Origin of the sequence: Achromobacter sp. Marseille-Q4954, from assembly GCF_943737025.1 — a bacterium.
Classification (GTDB): Bacteria; Pseudomonadota; Gammaproteobacteria; order Burkholderiales; family Burkholderiaceae_B; genus Achromobacter; species Achromobacter bronchisepticus_A.
Map to the genome: position 1 here is coordinate 1227472 of NZ_CALSFQ010000002.1, position 17041 is coordinate 1244512.

The window sequence follows — 17041 nt, forward strand, 5'->3', positions numbered from 1 at the left end:
ATCCGATTGATATAGGGGGTTGACCCTATAGTAACTCCAAGGTGTGGAATAGCGTCACCAGCTTATTTCAAGGCAGAGGACGATGTCTTTACCTCCGGTCAAAAAACACGAACATATGCCCGCCGGGCAAGGCGGCGCCTGCTGCGCGCATGACGCATGCGACGCTCCCGCCAAGAACGCCCAGGCGCATGCCGGACACGATCATGCGGGGCATGATCACGCGGATCACAGCCACGCGGGCCACGATCACAGCCACGACCACGCCGGCCACGATCACGCCCACGGTCGCAAGCACGACCACGGCGGCGACGCTTGCTGCGGCCACGGCGACGGCCAGCCCTTCAGCGTCTCGGGCGCCGGCGCGGCCGCGCTTACCGCCGGCCCCGGCCAGTCGCTGGCGCGCCTGCGCATCGGACAGATGGACTGCCCCACCGAGGAAACGCTGATCCGCAAGAAGCTCGACAACATGGCCGACGTGCACGCGTTGGACTTCAACCTGATGCAGCGCGTCCTGACGGTGGTGCATGCCGAAGGCGCGCTGGACCGCGTCATGGCCGCCATCAAGTCGCTGGACATGACGCCCGAGCCCCTGGCCGACAACGCCCCCGGCACACCCGCCCCCGCCGCCAAGCCGGTGAACTGGTGGCTGATCGGCGGCGCCGGCGTCCTGGCGGCGCTGTCGGAACTGTCGCATTTCGCCGGCTGGCCGCTGGGCGTCACCGCGGCCCTGGCCGTGGCCGCCATCCTGGCCTGCGGCGTCAGCACCTACCGCAAGGGCTGGATCGCCGTGCGCAACGGCAACCTCAACATCAATGCCCTGATGAGCATCGCCGTCACTGGCGCCGTGCTGATCGGCCAATGGCCCGAAGCGGCCATGGTGATGTTCCTGTTCAACGTGGCCGAACTGATCGAAGCCCGCTCCCTGGACCGGGCGCGCAACGCCATCCGCGGCCTGCTCGACCTGGCGCCGGAAACCGCCACCGTGCGCCAGGCCAATGGCGACTGGCTGGAAGTGCCCGCCGCCAAATTGCAGGTGGGCGACATCGTGCGGGTGCGCCCGGGCGAACGCATCGCGGCCGATGGCATCATCGTCAGCGGCAGCTCGGCGGTGGACCAGTCCCCCATCACCGGTGAAAGCCTGCCGGTGGAAAAGACACAGAACGACCCGGTCTACGCGGCTACCGTGAACGCCGCGGGTTCCTTCGAATACCGCGTCACCGCAGCGGCGGGCAACACCACGCTGGCGCGCATCATCCACGCCGTCGAACAGGCGCAAGGCGCGCGCGCGCCGACCCAGCGCTTCATCGACCGCTTCTCGCGCATCTATACGCCGACCGTGGTGGGCATCGCGGTGCTGGTGGCGGTGCTGCCCCCGCTGTTCTGGAGCCAGCCCTGGTTCGACGCGATCTACCGCGCCCTGGCGCTGTTGATCATCGCCTGCCCCTGCGCGCTGGTCATTTCCACCCCGGTCAGCATCGTCAGCGGCCTGACCGCGGCCTCGCGCCGCGGCATCCTGGTCAAGGGCGGCGTGTATCTCGAAGAAGGCCGCAACCTGAAATGGCTGGCGCTGGACAAGACCGGCACGCTGACCCACGGCAAGCCGGTGCAGACCGACATCCAGGATTGGGACGTGTCCGACCAAAGCCGCCAACCGGCCGCGCTGGTCGCCGCCAGCCTGGCCGCCCGCTCCGACCACCCGGTGTCGCTGGCCGTGGCCAATGCCGCGCGCGACGCCGGCACGGCCTTGCTGGACGTGCGGGACTTCACCGCCCTGCCCGGCCGCGGCGTCAGCGCCACGCTGGACGGCGTGACCTTCCAGCTGGGCAACCGCCGCCTGATGCGCGAACTGGGCGTCTCCAGCCCCAAGCTGGAAGCGCGCCTGGATGAACTGGAACGCCAGGGCAAGAGCGCCATCGCGCTGACCGACGGCAGCCGCGTGCTGGCCGTGGCCGCCGTGGCCGACACGGTCAAGCCGACCAGCGCCGCCGCCATCGCGGACCTGCACGCCCTGGGCGTGCGCACCCTGATGCTGACGGGCGACAACACGCCCACGGCGCAAGCCATCGCGCAACAGGTCGGCATCGACGAAGCCCGCGGCGACCAGTTGCCCGAAGACAAGCTGACCGCCATCGAAAGCAAGCTGGCGTCGGGCGGCCGCGTCGGCATGGTGGGCGACGGCATCAACGACGCCCCCGCCCTGGCCCGCGCCGACATCGGCTTCGCCATGGGCGCGGCCGGCACCGGCACCGCCATCGAAACGGCCGACGTCGCCCTGATGGACGACGACCTGCGCAAGATCGGCACCTTCCTGCGGCTGTCCCACGCCACGCATCGCGTGCTGGTGCAGAACATCGCGCTGGCGCTGGGCATCAAGGCCGTGTTCCTGACCTTGGCCATGACCGGCAACGCCACGCTGTGGATGGCGGTGTTCGCCGACGTGGGCGCCAGCCTGCTGGTGGTGGCGAACGGCTTGCGGCTGTTGCGGGCGGCGCCTGCCGCCCACTAGGACCAGCCCGCCCTAGGCGGGCTCGACCGATACGCGCCAGCCCGCGCCTTGCGGGACGGCGGCGAACTTCACCGGCAAAAACTGCTGGATGACCGCGAAGTTGCTGTGCGCATGCGCGGTCAGTTCGGTACAGGTGTAGCACGCGGGCCGGCCACGGCGCCAGACGGCCAGGGCCAGCGGCAAGGCCCACTGATCCGCCAGGTACGGCCCCAGCGCCGCGTCACTGTCCAGGTAGCCGCGCAGGTCCTGCGCCAGCTCCTGGGCCACCTGCTCAGCGCCCACGCCCTTGGCGCCAAAACGGGTGTAGACCTCGCAAACGTGCTCATGCTCCAGCGTCGCCAGCAGCGCGTTGCCCGGCCCCTCGTGCTGGCGCGCGGGCGCGACGCGCAACTGCTCCGCGGTCCAGCCCAGCGCCTCGCCCAGATGCTCCAGTTCGCGCCGCGCGACCGCGCGCGGCAGGGCTGGCGCATAACACTCGGCGTAGCGCGCGGCGGGCGCGCCGCGCTCGGTCAGGTCGAACGGCTCCAGCGCGTCGGCGGCAGGCCAGATCGAGACGTCGATCTCGCCGCCGCCTGCGGGGTAGAAGCCCAATCGGCGCAGGTTCAGTTCCGCCCGCGCGCCGAGCCGCCCCAGCAGGGGCGCATAGCTGCGCGCCAGGAAATGGAACGGCGGCGCGGCCGGGTTATGGGTGCCGCCGCCCAGCGACAGGCGGCTGGGCGCGTCCGCCATCATCAGGGCCGGCCACAGCGTCTGCAGCAGCAGTCCGCAACTGCCCGCCGTGCCCAGATGGAAACGGTAGTCACCCGCCCGCGGTTTGCCTGGCGCGAAGCTCAGCGACTGCGAGTTCAATTCCGCGCCCTGCGTGCGCGCGCCGCTGATCTCGGCCGCGGCGTTGACGCAGCCCAGATGCTGCCGCATCAGCCCGGGCTTGGCCCGCCCCGCCCGGATGCGGGTCATGGCGAACGGCTGGCCCGTGCACATGGACAGCGCCAGCGACGTCCGCAGGAGTTGGCCGCCGCCCTCTCCGGCGGCCCCGTCGATTTCTATCACTTTCATACACATCCAATTCTGTTTCACTCGAGTCCGGCATCGAAATGCAGGACGGCATCGTGCAGGTACTGATCCAGCCGCGACAGGTCCGGCCTGTCGCCCGCAACCGGAACGTGCGCCTGCGCCGTTTCCAACTCGCGCAGGATGAAGTCATGCAGGCCCGGCCAGCGCGGGCTGGTCGCGGCCTCTCCCGCGCGCATCTTCACCGCCAGCAAGGCGTTGAGTTCATCGAGCAGCGCCTGGTCGGTCAGCGTCGCGCTCGCCAGCTCGGCAAAGCGCATGGGCGGCGCGCCGCGTCCGTCCCTGATCCAGCGCGCCGCCAGCAGCGGCCGCAGCACGTACAGGTACTTCTTGTAGCGCACGACCTCGCCCAGCAGGTGCTCGCGCAGATTCTTGCGGGCCATGGACACGTAATGGTGATAGCCGCGGACCAGCGAGAACTCCTCTTCGGCCAGCGCCCGCAGGCGCGGCGCCCAGGGCTCGACGGCGCGATAGACGATAGGCGAACGCAGCCATTCCAGCAGCGTCGGATTGGAATCGCGCAGCAGTCCCAGGGTCTTGCGCAGGTCCCAGCCGTTGATGTCCAGGTCGCCGCTGATGGGTTGTTCGATGACGTCGCGCCCCGGCAGCACGGTCAGGTACCAGGACAGCCGGTGCACGTAGACGAAACGCACGTCGTAGTCGCTATCGGGCGAGGCGAAACCCCAGCCCCGGCTGCCCGACTCGCAGGCGTACAGCACCGTCACCTGGTGCTGGCGCTCGATGTCGGCGAGTTTCTCGGCGATGAGCGCGCGCATGTCGTCCGACACCGGATGCGCGCTCATGACGCTTTCCTGCTTCATGTTCTTCTCCTTGGGGAATGGGGCCCGCGCCCCGCTCCGTCAGCCTTTCACGCACACCACCTGCTTCAGGGTGTGCACCACTTCCACCAGGTCGCGCTGCGCCGCCATGACGGCGTCGATGTCCTTGTAGGCCATCGGAATTTCGTCGATGACATTGGCGTCCTTGCGGCATTCCACGCCTTCTGTTGCGCGGACCTGGTCTTGCACCGTGTACATCTTCTTTGCCTTGGTGCGGCTCATGACGCGGCCCGCGCCGTGGCTGCAGCTCTCGAAGCTCTCCGGGTTGCCCAGGCCGCGCACGATGTAGCTGCGCGCCCCCATGCTGCCCGGGATGATGCCCAGTTCGCCGCGCTTGGCGCTGACCGCGCCCTTGCGGGTCACGAACACGTCCTCGCCAAAGTGGCGTTCGCGCTGCACGTAGTTGTGGTGGCAGTTCACCGCCTCCACGTGCGACTCGAAGGGCTTGGCGATGACCTTGCGCACCGTCGCGATCAGGTTGGCCATCATCACCTCGCGGTTGCGCAGCGCGAACTGCTGCGCCCACGACACGGCGCGCACATAGTGGCCGAAATACTGGGCGCCTTCCTCGAAGTAGGCCAGGTTCTCGTCCGGCAGATTGCTCTGGTGGCGCTGCGCGTCCTTCTTGGCCAGCTCGATGAAATGCGTGCCGATGGCGTTGCCCACGCCGCGCGAACCCGAGTGCAGCATGAACCACACAAAGCCCGCCTCATCCAGGCAAACCTCGATGAAGTGATTGCCCGTGCCCAGCGTGCCCAGGTGCTTGCGGTTGTTGGTGTTGCGCAGACGCGGATGCAGCTCGCACAAGGCATCGAACTCGTCTGCCAGCGTGGCCCAGACCTGGTCCACCGACACGGGCGGGTTCTCCCAGCTGCCCGTGTCGCGGCGTCCGCGCGGCGCCGAGCCGTGCGGCACGGCCTGCTCGATGGCCGCACGCAGCGGGCCCAGGTTGTCGGGCAGGTCCTCGGCGCGCAGCGTGGTCTTGGCGGCCATCATGCCGCAACCGATGTCCACGCCCACCGCCGCCGGGATGATGGCCTTGACCGTCGGGATCACCGATCCCACGGTCGCGCCGATGCCCAAGTGCACGTCCGGCATGGCCGCGATGTGCTTGAACACGATGGGCAGACGGGCGGCGTTCGCCAGCTGGCGCTTGGCGTCGTCTTCGACGGGCACGCCCTTGGTCCACATTTTCACCGGCACGCCGCCAGCGATTTCCTCGACGTTGTAGTTCTGATTCGACATGTTGATCTTCTTCTTTTCTATTGAACAATACTGTTGCATAAGGCAAGCAACGGACGACTAGTTCGTGGGCGAGACGGACAATTTGGAATGTAGTCCCGCCCGCATTCGTCCAACTCGCCCCGGAGGAACCTCCTCCGGAGCAAGACAATGCGCGACCAGATTGGCAAGACGTAGCCTGCTCCGGTTTCCCGGCCTGGGGATTTGAACCCCGTGGCATCCGATGTAGTCCTGCCGGCATTCGCGCGTAATCGGTACATCAATTTCCTGCGGCGGCCTGGCCGCCTACTGGACTCCCAGCGACACGGCCTCGATCTCGCCGATCCAGTGCTCGGCGCCCATCCGTCCTTCGGCGAAGCTTGCCACCATCTCGAACACGGCGTCGGAAAAACCGCCCACGTTCAGAATGTCGGAACGCTCCGCCGCCTGCGTGGTCGCCTGCGGCTGGATATCGATACACACCAGCCGCGCGCGCGGGTTGCGCTGTTTCAGCGCCTCCCACTGGCGCATGGTTTCGGTCGCTCCCTGGCGCCGCGCATCCATCCAGGACTCGTTGTCCGAGACCAGGATCACCAGGTCCACCTTGGCCCGTTCCCGGTTCAGGCAAGCCAGCGGTGCGCTGCAGCTGGTGCCGCCTCCGCCGACTTCAGCCAGCTTCTGGGCGTTGGTCATGACTGAATCGCGCGGGTTCAGCCGCACATCGACCACGTCGCACTCGAACGGCAGCACCCGGGCGCGGCCGTTCTTGCGCAGCACGGCGGCCGCCACCAAGGCCGCCACGTCGATGCAGCGCACCGCCGACGTCGCCGACCCGGCCCAGCCCGTTACCGCGGACTGCATCGAACCCGACACGTCGGGACACACGACCACACGACCGCTGAAGCGGGGCACGTTGGCGATCGCCAGCTCCATCGCGTCCTGCAGCGCATCCCGCACCACCGCCGGAACCGCCTCGCCCGTCGCCTTGAAGGCCGACATGAGCTGGTACGGCAACACCCGCGCCTGGGTCACGGCCTGCGGATCGCGCAGCTTGGCGGCAATGGCCTTCGCCATGCCCGGCAGTTCGAACACCCCGTGGCGCGCAAAGGTATTCAGGTTCTGGCGCACCATCTGCCAGGACCCGGCCCGCGCGACCTGGGCCCACTGCGCCGGCCCAATCTCGAGCGAGGTCAGCATCTGGAACGGCACATCCGGCGGCACGCCCGTGGCATCGCGCTTGTAGCGCTCAAACGCCTGCGTCGCGGGCGGCAACGCGGCTTCGTCATAGGGCTTGCCGATCAGCCAGGCGAACCAGGCCGCGCGCCATGCCTCGGCAGGCTTGGGATGCACCATCTTCACCACGTCGGCGAGCGACGGCGCATTGCCCACGGCCGCGTTAAGCAACTGTTTTTCCGTGGCTTGCAGCAACCAGCGCTGCACCAGCTTTTTCGGCCGAGTGCCCAGCGACTTGCGGCCCACGGCCCCGCTGCGCAGGATCTGCACGAAGTTGCGCAGCATCTTGCCGTTGTCCACCACCCGCGGGAACACCTGGGCCAGCAGGCTGAGGTCGCGCACGGCCAGGATTGCGGCCAGCAGCGCCGGCATGTCCTTCATGTAGCCGGATTCGCGGGCATGGATCGCCGTCTTGGCCACGAAGGCCGGATCTACGCTCGCGGCCAGTGCCAGCACGCGATCCAGCTGATCCTGCGCCTGGGCGTAGAACGTCTGGCGCAGGCAGCCGGTAACGGCAAGCTGGGCCAGTTGATGGCGCGGGCCGAATTCATAGGCCGGCGCCCGTTCCTGATTGGCGTCCAAGGCTGCCGGCAGCAGCGCGCCGCGCAGGGATTGGAAGAGTTGCGTGTTGACCATGGAGCGTTCTCCTTCTTGCATGCGATTCGTTGTCTATGCATCTCCTTATGCAAAGGGCGTGCCAACTTTGCCAGATCGCTCGGAAATTTTTCTCAAGCCATTGATTCTTAACTATTAATTAATTTCCAAAACGGGCAGAAAGAAAATCTCATCTCATCGTCTCTAGGATTTATATAGAATATTAGCTAGTCATTTATCCAAAAAACTATGCAAAAGAAGAACGTCGTCATCGGCTTCCTCGGCACCCAGCTGGATGCCGGCCAGGGTGCAGGCCGCTGGGCGAAATGGCGGCCCACGGTATCGCTGGTCCAGCACGAAGACACGCTGATCCACAGGCTCGAGCTGTTCTATCCGACGCGCTACAAGGCGCTGGCCCAGGTGATGCAGCAGGACATCGCCAACCTGTCGCCCGACACCATCGTGAACCTGATCCCGATGGACTTCGCCGATCCCTGGGATTTTGGCGAAATGTACGGGGCGCTCTACGACTGGACGCGCGGCTATCGTTTCGACCCGGAGCGCGAGCAGTACTGGGCGCACATCACCACCGGCACGCACGTCGCGCAGATCTGCATGTTCCTGATGGTGGAGTCGCGCGCCATTCCTGGCGTGCTGCTGCAGACCGCGCCGCCCAGGAAGCAGGCGGGCGAAGGTCCCGGCAAGTACACACTGATCGATCTGGACCTGTCGCGCTACGACGTGCTGGCCCGCCGCTTCAGCCAGGCGCGCGAGGACGCGCTGCAATTCCTCAAGAGCGGCATTGCCACGCGCAACAAGGCGTTCAATACGCTGATCGAAGAGATAGAACGGGTGGCGGTGCGCTCGCAGGCGCCCATCCTGCTGACCGGCCCCACCGGCGCGGGCAAGTCGCACCTGGCGCGCCGCATGTACGAATTGAAGAAGTCCCGTCACCAGGTCCAGGGCGAATTCGTCGAGGTCAATTGCGCCACGCTGCGCGGCGACGGCGCCGCCTCGACGCTGTTCGGCCACAAGAAAGGCGCTTTCACCGGCGCGGCCGCGGACCGGGCAGGCCTGCTGCGCACGGCCCACCAGGGCGTGCTGTTCCTGGACGAAATCGGCGAACTCGGCCTGGACGAGCAGGCCATGCTGCTCAAGGCCGTGGAAGAAAAGCGCTTCCTGCCCATGGGCAGCGACCGCGAGACCAGCAGCGACTTCCAGCTGATCGCCGGCACCCTCCGCGACCTGCGCGTGGACGTCGCGCAGGGGCGCTTCCGCGAAGACCTGTATGCGCGCATCAACCTGTGGTCCTATGACCTGCCCGGACTGGCGCAGCGGCCCGAGGACATCGAGCCCAACGTCGACCACCTGCTCATGCGGTCCGCCGAGGAAACCGGCGCCGTGGTCCGATTCAACGCCGAAGCGCGCACGCGCTACCTGAAGTTCGCCAGATCGTCCGAGGCCAAATGGATCGGCAACTTCCGCGACCTGTCGGCCAGTATCACGCGGCTGGCGACGCTGGCGGACGGCGGCCGGATCCCGCTGGAACTGGTGGAAGCCGAGATCCAGCGTCTGAACTGGCTATGGCAGCGCGGCGCGCCCGCGGACCGCGACGGCGACAGGACGCGCCTAGACGCGCTGCTGCCCGCCGACGCTGTCGATGGCCTCGACCTGTTCGATCGCCTGCAGCTCCAAGCCGTCATCGGCGTGTGCCGGCAATCAGACTCGCTGTCCGAGGCGGGACGCAAGCTGTACAACCGCTCGCGCGCGCAACGCACCGTGGTCAACGATGCTGACCGCCTGCGCAAATATCTGCTGAAATTCGGCTTGAACTGGGAAAGCGTTTCGGGCCGGGAAGGCTGAAGCCGCCCAGCCGGCAAGGAACAAGCGCCGGGCAACTCTGCCCGACGCTTTGCTGGCAACCATGCCCGCCTCAGCCCGCCTGCTCTTCCTGCGGCCAGTCGCGCAGCACCGGCGCATCCGGCGCGCCAGGCCCCACGTCGCGCAGATGGTCGTGCTGCAGCAGGGCCATGCGGTAGGCGTCGCGGTAGCCGCCGTTGGAAAAGAACTCTTCCTTCAACAGCCCTTCGATCTGGAAGCCGCAGCGCTCGTAGATGTGCACGGCGGCGGTGTTGTCCTTGTCCACCACCAGATAGACCTTGTGCAGGTTCAGCACGCGAAAGGCATAGCCCACCGCGATGCGCGTCGCCGCCTTGGCGTAGCCCCGGCCCTGATAGCTGGGCGCGATGATGATCTGGAATTCGGCGCGGCGGTGGATGTAGTCGATTTCCACCAGCTCGACCAGGCCGGCGGGCTGCCCGGTGTCGTGCTCGATGATGAAGCGCCGCTCGTTCTGGTCGTGCAAGTGGCGGTCATACAGGGCGACCAGTTCGTCGTAGGCCTCGTAGGGCTCTTCGAACCAATAACGCATGATGACGTCGTTATTGTTGATCTTGTGCACGAAGTGCAGGTCGCCACGCTCCAGGGGGCGTATTTTGATATCGGTTGTGACCGACATGGTGATACCTCCGAAAGTGCGCCCATTGTAAGCGGGCGCGGCCCGACGCGCTGGCGCTCAGCCGCCCGAGAACGCCGGCAGGCGTTGTTCGATGCGCCGCATGACCTCATTGGCGGCGGACGACAGCGGCCTTCCCAGCCGCAGGAGCGCCTGGCATTCGGGCGCGCTCAGGATGGGATGCGCGATCGGAATCGCCACCAGTTCGCCGCTGGCCAGCTCATGATGCACGCCCAGGTTCGGCATCAGCGTCACGCCGGCCCCCGTCATTGCGTACTGCTTCAGTACGCGCAGCGAATTGGTGGTGAGGCTGGGCGTCAGGTGGATGCGCTCGGTGAATTCCAGCAGGTCCACCGCCTGGCGCAGCCCGTAGGGCGCGGACATCAGCGCGAAGGGATACGGCATGATGTCGGCGATGGTCAGCGGCCCTGGACGCGAGGCCAAGGCGTGGCCGCGCCCCGCCAGCAGGCAGACCGGATGCTTGCGGCTGGCGCGGCAGCGCAGCCGCGGGTCCACCGGCGGGTTGTAGGCCAGCCCGATGTGGGCCGCGTCCGAAGCCACCGCCTCGACCACCTCGTTGACCGAACCGACGTTGACGCTGATGTTGATCTGCGGATATTCGATGCAGAACGGTCCGACCACGTGCTCCATCAAGCCGTCGATGAAGCCTTCGCTGATCATCAGCTGCACGTTGCCGCGCTGCATGCCGCGCAATTCCTGCAGGCGCGCGTTCAGGTGTTCCTGCTGGGCGCGGCAGCCGCGGTGGTACTCCAGCAGCATGTCGGCGGCCTCGGTGGGCGTCAGTCCGCGCGAGCGCCGCTCGAACAGTTGCACGCCCAGCTCCTTTTCCAGCAGCTGGATCTGCCGGCTGATGACTGAGGCCGCCGTATCCAGCTTGTCGGCCGCGCCCCGTATCGAGCCGCAGGCCATGACCTCGTTGAAGTACTTCAGGCGGACCTGGCTGATTTCCTGCATATCCCGCGTTCCTGGGGCGCTATGCCGCGCCAGTTGAAAGTGATTCGCGTGTTGCCCATAGGGCAACGATAATTTATCACCCCGGTCATTGTTCGGAACGCCGCAGTCTTCCAATATGGCGGCCCGGAAGCCATGAGGATTCCGGCCCAACCCCAGCCACCGCGGGCGCCAGACCCGCGCGAGGAGACATGCAATGCCCCATCCGACCACGCCGGGCGCGGACCCGCGCCTGGCCCCGCTCTATCGCAAGATCACGTGGCGCCTGCTGCCCTTCTTGCTGCTCTGTTACGTCTTTGCCTACCTGGACCGCATCAACATCGGCTTCGCCAAGCTGCAGATGCAACAGGACATCGGCATCTCCGACGCCGTCTACGGCCTGGGCGCCGGCATCTTCTTCCTGGGCTACGTCATCTTCGAAGTGCCCAGCAACCTGTTGCTGACCCGCATCGGCGCGCGCCGCACGATCAGCCGCATCATGGTGCTGTGGGGCCTGACCTCCGCCTCGATGCTGTTCGTGCAGGGCGAATGGAGCTTCTACATCCTGCGCTTCATGCTGGGCGTGTTCGAAGCCGGCTTCGCGCCCGGCATGATCTTCTACCTGACCTACTGGTATTCGCAGTCGCGCATGGCCGGCGTCATGGCGGTGGTGATGCTGGCCGGCCCCATCGGCGGCATCGTCGGCGGTCCGGTATCCGCCTGGATCATGACCGCGTTCTCGGGCGCGCACGGCCTGGACGGCTGGCAATGGATGTTCCTGCTGGAAGGCCTGCCCTGCGTGCTGCTGGGCGTGATCGCCTACCGCTACCTGGACGACAAACCCGCCGAGGCCAAATGGCTCAGCGCCGACGAAAAGGCGCTGCTGGCCGCCGACCTGGAAACCCGCGGCGCGCAGCAGAAGCATGCCTTCAAGCAGGTGCTGCGCGATCCCGCCATCTACCGCATGGCGTTGACGTACTTCTGCCTGATCTGCGGCATCTATGCCGTCAGCTTCTGGCTGCCCACGCTGCTCAAGCTGGCCGGCGTGCAGGACACTATGGAAATCGGCCTTTATTCCGCCGTTCCGTACATCGCGGCGGCCGCCTTCATGCTGTGGTTCGCGCGCAGCTCGGACCGCATGCAGGAACGGCGCTGGCACACCCTGGTGCCCGCCCTGCTGGCCGGCGTGTCGCTCTGCATCGCCACCGCCGCGCCGACGCAATTCGCGCTATCCCTGACGGCCATCACGCTCGCCACGGGCTTCATGTGGGCCTCGTACACGGTATTCTGGGCGATTCCTTCGCAGTACCTCAAAGGAGAGGCAGCAGCCGGCGGCATCGCCCTCATCAACAGCATCGGCCTGCTCGGCGGCTTCCTTAGCCCGTCCATCATCGGCTGGTCCAAGGAAGCCACCGGCACGCTGGCTGGCGGCCTGTACGTGATTTCCGCCTTGCTGGTGGCAGGCGCCCTGCTCCTGCTGGTGAACCGTCCGCCCCGTTCCGCGCCCGCCCGCGCCTGAAGTCCAACTCACAGGAAACGATCATGCATATTCTGGTTGCTGGCTTCCAGCACGAAACCAACACCTTCGCGCCGTCGCTCGCCGCCTACGACAACTTCGTGCGCGGCGAAGGCTTCCCCGCCATGGTGCGCGGCAAGGACATGCTGGCGCTGCGCGAGGTCAACATCCCCGCCGGCGGCTTCATCAACGCGATGACCGCGCAGGGCCACACCATGGAAACCGTGATCTGGGCCGGCGCCAGCCCGTCCGCGCACGTGACGCGCGACGCCTACGAACGGATCGCCGGCGAAATCCTGGACGCCGCCCGCAAGGGCGCCTATGACGCCGTCTATCTGGACCTGCACGGCGCCATGGTGGCCGAGCACCTCGATGACGGCGAAGGCGAACTGCTGGCACGCATGCGCCAGATCGTCGGCCCGACGGTGCCGGTAGTCGCCAGCCTGGACCTGCACGCCAACGTGACCGCGCAGATGCTGCATGAAGCCGACGGCCTGGCCGCGTTCCGCACCTACCCGCACGTGGACATGGCGGATACCGGCGTGCACGCGGCGCGCCTGCTGCTGGCCCGCATCGCGGCCGGCGGCAACTGGCACCGCAGCGAGCGCCGCCTGCCCTTCCTGATTCCCATCAACGGCATGTGCACGATGCTGCAGCCCTCGCAAGGCGTGTACGAGCTGCTGGAACGCCTGGAGCGGACGCCCGGCGTGACCTCCATCTCGTTCGCGCCGGGTTTTCCGGCGGCCGACTTCCCCGAGTGCGGCCCGGTGATCTGGGCCTACGGCACCGATGCGGCAGCCGTCGAAAGCGTGACCGAAACCCTGTACCAGCGCGTGCTGGAACTGGAGCCGCAATGGTCGCCCGACTTCCTCGAACCGTCCGAGGCCGTGCGCCGTGCGCAGGCCCTGGCGGCGGGCGCGTCGCGCCCGGTGGTCATCGCCGACACGCAGGACAATCCGGGCGCGGGCGGCGACGCCAACACCACCGGCATGCTGCGTGCGCTGGTTCAGGCCGACGCCCAGAATGCGGCGCTGGGACTGTTCTACGACCCCGAGGCGGTGCGCCAGGCCACGGCGGCCGGCGTCGGCGGCAAGGTCCGGCTGAGCCTGGGCGGCCAATCCGGCGTGGCAGGCGATTCGGCTTTCGAAGGCGAATTCGTGGTCGAAACCCTGTCGCCCGGCAAGCTGCGCTTTGACGGACCGATGATGAACGGCATGGACGTCGACCTGGAAGCCGTGGCCGGCCTGCGGATCGGCGGCGTGCGGGTGGTGGTCAGCGCCACCAAGTCGCAGATGCTGGACCGCAACCTGTTCCGCGTCGGCGGCGTGCAGCCCGAGGAGATGGCGATACTGGTGGTGAAGAGTTCCGTGCACTTCCGTGCGGACTTCCAGCCCATCGCCCACGAAGTGCTGGTGGCCAAGGCGCCCGGCCCGATGCAGGCCGACCCGGCCGACCTGCCCTGGACCCGGCTGCAGCCCGGCATCCGCGTGCGTCCGCAAGGCAAGCCGTTCTCTGACTGAGCCCCCCACCCCGCCGCCAGCCGGCGGGGTTTGCTTTCGCGCGACGCAGTGGCAGACTGGAGGCATGAAAAAGCTCCACACGCTCGCCTATCCGCGCCTCAGCGCGCCGGACTCCGCGTTCATCGAGGAGTGCCGACGCCAGCATGACGGCCAGCATCCGCTGGTGCAAGCGCACTTCACCATGGCATTCGGCTGCGCGGGCATCGACGAACAGGCCTACCAGCAGCACCTCGAAGAAGTCGCCGGCCTGCACGGCCCGATAGACTTCGTATGCCGCTACGCAATGCTGGGCGCCGACCCCGCGCACGCTTATGCGTACCTGGTTCCCGATGAAGGCCACAGCCAGCTGTCGCGCCTGCATGACGCCCTGTACCGCCAGGTGCTGGCGCCGACCTTGCGCCTGGACATTCCTTATGTGCCGCACATCACCATGGGGTCGTCCACCAATCGCGCACTGATGAAATCGCTGTGCGACGAACTCAACCGCAACGGACTCGAAATCCGCGGCACGGTCGACAGGTTGACGATGGCCGTCCTGGAAAATGGCGTGCTGACCGATCTGACTTCGGCCCGGCTTTCCGGCTGAGGGGCCAGGCGCGGCCTGCCCCGCCCCCGCTCACTACTTCAGCTTGCCCTGCGGACTGACGAAGTCTTCCAGCGTCAGGCCCTTTTCCTTCAGGATGGCTTCCAGCAGCGGCTGCAGCCTGCCCAGGCTTTCTTGCACGGTTTCGCGCACGGTATCGACCACCACCTGGGTGCTGCGTTCGATTTCGATGTTGACGAAATCGCCCACCTGCTTGTCCTCGAACACCGTCATGCGACGGGTTTCCGGAATCAGCCAGACCTCGAACCAGCCCTCGGCGCGATTGACTTCCGATACGGTCAGGCTGGCGCCGTTGATGGCGATATAGCCCTTGGCGAAGACATACTTGCGGAAAGCCTCGGGGATGCTGAAGCGCATCAGACGGTTGGTGTCGGACGACTTCACCATCACCACTTCAGAGGTGAAGTCCACGTGCCCGGACAAAGGATGGCCGCCGATCTCGGCGCCATCCTTGGCGGCCCGCTCGACGTTGGCGCGGTCGCCCTCCTGGTAGCTGCCCAGGGTGGTGATGGCCAGGCTTTGCAGCATGACGTCGAAAGTCGCCTGGTTCTCGGACAGGATTTCCGTGACGGTCAGGCAGACGCCATCCGTGGACACGCTGGCGCCGATGGCCAGGTCCACGCAAAAACCAGGGGGGAAATCCAGCGTGAAAGTGCGCAGGCCTTCGCGATCCGCGATCTTGGCGATCTTCGCGGTGCCTTGAACAATACCGGTGAACATACGGATCCTGAATGCGGGGCCGGGCCCCTGAAGCAAAACATCAACGTTAACCGATATTTTGCCAGGGGCCGGACTGCCCGCAAGCCAGGATCAGTGGCGGATGGCGATCGTCTTCAGGGTGGTGAAGCCGTACAGCGCTTCAAAGCCCTTCTCGCGGCCGTAGCCCGATTGGCGCGAACCGCCGAAGGGCAGCTCCACGCCGCCGCCGGCGCCGTAATTGTTGATGAACACCTGACCGGCGCGCAGCTTGCGCGCCAGGCGCAGCTGGCGGCCGCCGTCGCGGGTCCAGACGCCGGCCACCAGGCCGTACAGCGTGCCATTGGCGATTTCCAGCGCCTCTTCCTCGGTGTCGAACACCATGGCGGCCAGCACCGGACCGAAGACTTCTTCCTGCGCCAGGCGGCTGTTGGGCGGCACGTCGCGGAACAGTACGGGCGGCTGGTAGAAACCGGCCTCGGGCGTGCCTTCCTTCAACTTGCCGCGGGCGGCGACCTTCATGCCTTCGGCCTCGGCTTCAGCCAGGAAGCCGCGCACGCGGTCCTGCTGGCGCGCGTTGATCAGCGGACCCACGTCCAGGTCGGCCGCGGCCGGACCGGTGACGGTGGCCGAAAACGCGTCGGACAGGCGCTTGAGCACCGTTTCGTACACGCCGCGCTGGATCAGCACGCGGCTGCCGGCCGAGCAGGTCTGGCCCGCGTTCTGGATGATGGCCGCCAGCAGCACCGGCATGGCGGCGTCCAGGTCGGCGTCGTCGAACACGATCTGGGGCGACTTGCCGCCCAGTTCCAGCGTGACCGGCACATGGTTCTCGGCGGCGGCATGCGCCACCATCTTGCCCGTCTGCGGCGAACCGGTGAACGAGATATGGTCGATGCCGGGGTGGGCGGACAGCGCCGCGCCGGCTTCATGGCCATAACCCGTGCAGATGTTCAGCGCGCCGGCCGGCAGGCCGACTTCGGCGGCGATCTCCGCCAGCTTCAGGAGCGACAGGCAGGCGTCTTCCGCCGGCTTGACCACGCAGGCGTTGCCGGCGGCCAGAGCCGCGCCCACGCTGCGGCCGAAGATCTGCAGCGGGTAGTTCCAGGGCACGATGTGGCCGGTGACGCCGTGCGCTTCGCGCACCGTCAGCACGGTGAAGCCCGGGGTGTAGGGAATGGTCTCGCCATGCAGCTTGTCGACCGCGCCGGCATAGAACTCGAAGTAGCGCGCCACGGCGGCGGCATCGGCGCGCGCCTGCTTGATGGGCTTGCCGGTGTCGGCCGATTCCAGCTGTGCCAGTTCTTCCTGGCGGTCCAGCAGCACGAAGGCGATGCGCATCAGCAGGCGGCTGCGCGCGGCGGGCGCCATCTGGCCCCACTCCCCTTCGAAAGCCTCGCGCGCCGCGGTCACCGCGCGATCCACGTCCGCGGCGCCCGAGCGCGCGATCGCCTCGAAGGGCTTGCCATCGGACGGGTTCAGGACGGGAATGGTTTCACCGGTGGCGGCTGCCACCCATTGGTTGGCGATAAAGTTCTTCTGAGTCACGATGTGCGGAGTAAAGTAGCGGCCGGACGGCCGGTTGCGGGGATATGGCGTCGCGCGCGGATTGCGTTTTGGTTTCGGGTCAAGGTACGGGAGCGGCCCGCAACTTGTCAATTGAATTGACAGCTTTTGTCCCAAGAGTCAGGATATTTCCTGATCACCTCGGGTAATCCCTAATAATTCAGCGGCTTAACGCCACCCCGGATTTGTCATGGTGACTGACAAGCCCG

General features: G+C 66.8%; 13 protein-coding genes. 5 read left to right on the forward strand and 8 right to left on the reverse strand.

Going from position 1 to position 17041, the window contains the following annotated elements:
• The first annotated feature begins 115 nt into the window (after positions 1–115).
• Positions 116–2506, forward strand: a complete 2391-nt coding sequence (locus NGK62_RS23685) for a heavy metal translocating P-type ATPase (RefSeq protein WP_251880626.1) — start codon at positions 116–118, stop codon at positions 2504–2506.
• A 12-nt stretch (positions 2507–2518) separates the two neighbouring features.
• Here the strand turns inward: NGK62_RS23685 and rtcA are convergent, their stop codons facing one another.
• From rtcA to NGK62_RS23705, 4 genes are all read right to left on the reverse strand, one after another.
• Entirely contained in the window at positions 2519–3562 is a 1044-nt protein-coding gene (rtcA, locus tag NGK62_RS23690) for an RNA 3'-terminal phosphate cyclase (RefSeq protein ID WP_251880627.1), read from the reverse strand.
• Between the two features lie 17 nt (positions 3563–3579).
• On the reverse strand, positions 3580–4398 hold the full coding sequence (locus NGK62_RS23695; RefSeq protein ID WP_251880628.1) for a nucleotidyltransferase domain-containing protein: 819 nt from the start codon (positions 4396–4398) through the stop codon (positions 3580–3582).
• A 39-nt stretch (positions 4399–4437) separates the two neighbouring features.
• Positions 4438–5661 (reverse strand): RtcB family protein, encoded by a 1224-nt coding sequence (locus NGK62_RS23700; protein ID WP_059374487.1) that lies wholly within the window; start codon positions 5659–5661, stop codon positions 4438–4440.
• A gap of 282 nt (positions 5662–5943) precedes the next feature.
• The gene (locus NGK62_RS23705) at positions 5944–7506 is read right to left on the reverse strand and encodes a vWA domain-containing protein (RefSeq protein ID WP_251880629.1); all 1563 of its coding nucleotides are present in this window, start codon (positions 7504–7506) and stop codon (positions 5944–5946) included.
• A 207-nt stretch (positions 7507–7713) separates the two neighbouring features.
• Between NGK62_RS23705 and rtcR the strand changes: the two genes are divergently transcribed.
• Positions 7714–9327 carry an RNA repair transcriptional activator RtcR gene (rtcR, locus tag NGK62_RS23710; RefSeq protein ID WP_251880630.1) on the forward strand — a complete coding sequence of 538 codons (1614 nt, stop codon included), beginning with the start codon at positions 7714–7716 and terminating at the stop codon, positions 9325–9327.
• A gap of 70 nt (positions 9328–9397) precedes the next feature.
• Here the strand turns inward: rtcR and speG are convergent, their stop codons facing one another.
• Both speG and NGK62_RS23720 read right to left on the reverse strand, forming a co-directional pair.
• Positions 9398–9982 (reverse strand): spermidine N1-acetyltransferase, encoded by a 585-nt coding sequence (speG, locus tag NGK62_RS23715; protein ID WP_013393257.1) that lies wholly within the window; start codon positions 9980–9982, stop codon positions 9398–9400.
• Positions 9983–10039: 57 nt separating this feature from the next.
• The gene (locus tag NGK62_RS23720; protein WP_251880631.1) at positions 10040–10954 is read right to left on the reverse strand and encodes a LysR family transcriptional regulator; all 915 of its coding nucleotides are present in this window, start codon (positions 10952–10954) and stop codon (positions 10040–10042) included.
• A gap of 193 nt (positions 10955–11147) precedes the next feature.
• Here NGK62_RS23720 and NGK62_RS23725 point away from each other — a divergent pair, with 193 nt between their 5' ends.
• The 3 genes from NGK62_RS23725 (at position 11148) to NGK62_RS23735 (ending at position 14552) form a co-directional block, all read left to right on the forward strand.
• Complete coding sequence (locus tag NGK62_RS23725; protein ID WP_118933024.1) at positions 11148–12449, forward strand: MFS transporter; 1302 nt, start codon at positions 11148–11150, stop codon at positions 12447–12449.
• A gap of 23 nt (positions 12450–12472) precedes the next feature.
• Positions 12473–13966: a M81 family metallopeptidase gene (locus NGK62_RS23730; RefSeq protein WP_118933023.1), complete on the forward strand. Its 1494-nt coding sequence runs from the start codon at positions 12473–12475 to the stop codon at positions 13964–13966.
• 64 nt (positions 13967–14030) lie between these two features.
• Positions 14031–14552 (forward strand): 2'-5' RNA ligase family protein, encoded by a 522-nt coding sequence (locus NGK62_RS23735; protein WP_118933022.1) that lies wholly within the window; start codon positions 14031–14033, stop codon positions 14550–14552.
• 33 nt (positions 14553–14585) lie between these two features.
• Here NGK62_RS23735 and NGK62_RS23740 read toward each other — a convergent pair whose 3' ends face one another.
• Complete coding sequence (locus tag NGK62_RS23740) at positions 14586–15290, reverse strand: riboflavin synthase (protein ID WP_059374277.1); 705 nt, start codon at positions 15288–15290, stop codon at positions 14586–14588.
• A gap of 90 nt (positions 15291–15380) precedes the next feature.
• The gene (locus tag NGK62_RS23745; RefSeq protein ID WP_251880945.1) at positions 15381–16817 is read right to left on the reverse strand and encodes an aldehyde dehydrogenase family protein; all 1437 of its coding nucleotides are present in this window, start codon (positions 16815–16817) and stop codon (positions 15381–15383) included.
• Positions 16818–17041 lie beyond the last annotated feature (224 nt).

Excerpts from the sequence above, each read along its gene's own strand:
- NGK62_RS23685 (WP_251880626.1), top strand. The coding sequence starts at position 116 with ATGCCCGCCGGGCAAGGCGGCGCCTGCTGCGCGCATGACGCATGCGAC.
- rtcA (WP_251880627.1), bottom strand. The coding sequence starts at position 3,562 with ATGAAAGTGATAGAAATCGACGGGGCCGCCGGAGAGGGCGGCGGCCAA.
- NGK62_RS23695 (WP_251880628.1), bottom strand. The coding sequence starts at position 4,398 with ATGAAGCAGGAAAGCGTCATGAGCGCGCATCCGGTGTCGGACGACATG.
- NGK62_RS23700 (WP_059374487.1), bottom strand. The coding sequence starts at position 5,661 with ATGTCGAATCAGAACTACAACGTCGAGGAAATCGCTGGCGGCGTGCCG.
- NGK62_RS23705 (WP_251880629.1), bottom strand. The coding sequence starts at position 7,506 with ATGGTCAACACGCAACTCTTCCAATCCCTGCGCGGCGCGCTGCTGCCG.
- rtcR (WP_251880630.1), top strand. The coding sequence starts at position 7,714 with ATGCAAAAGAAGAACGTCGTCATCGGCTTCCTCGGCACCCAGCTGGAT.
- speG (WP_013393257.1), bottom strand. The coding sequence starts at position 9,982 with ATGTCGGTCACAACCGATATCAAAATACGCCCCCTGGAGCGTGGCGAC.
- NGK62_RS23720 (WP_251880631.1), bottom strand. The coding sequence starts at position 10,954 with ATGCAGGAAATCAGCCAGGTCCGCCTGAAGTACTTCAACGAGGTCATG.
- NGK62_RS23725 (WP_118933024.1), top strand. The coding sequence starts at position 11,148 with ATGCCCCATCCGACCACGCCGGGCGCGGACCCGCGCCTGGCCCCGCTC.
- NGK62_RS23730 (WP_118933023.1), top strand. The coding sequence starts at position 12,473 with ATGCATATTCTGGTTGCTGGCTTCCAGCACGAAACCAACACCTTCGCG.
- NGK62_RS23735 (WP_118933022.1), top strand. The coding sequence starts at position 14,031 with ATGAAAAAGCTCCACACGCTCGCCTATCCGCGCCTCAGCGCGCCGGAC.
- NGK62_RS23740 (WP_059374277.1), bottom strand. The coding sequence starts at position 15,290 with ATGTTCACCGGTATTGTTCAAGGCACCGCGAAGATCGCCAAGATCGCG.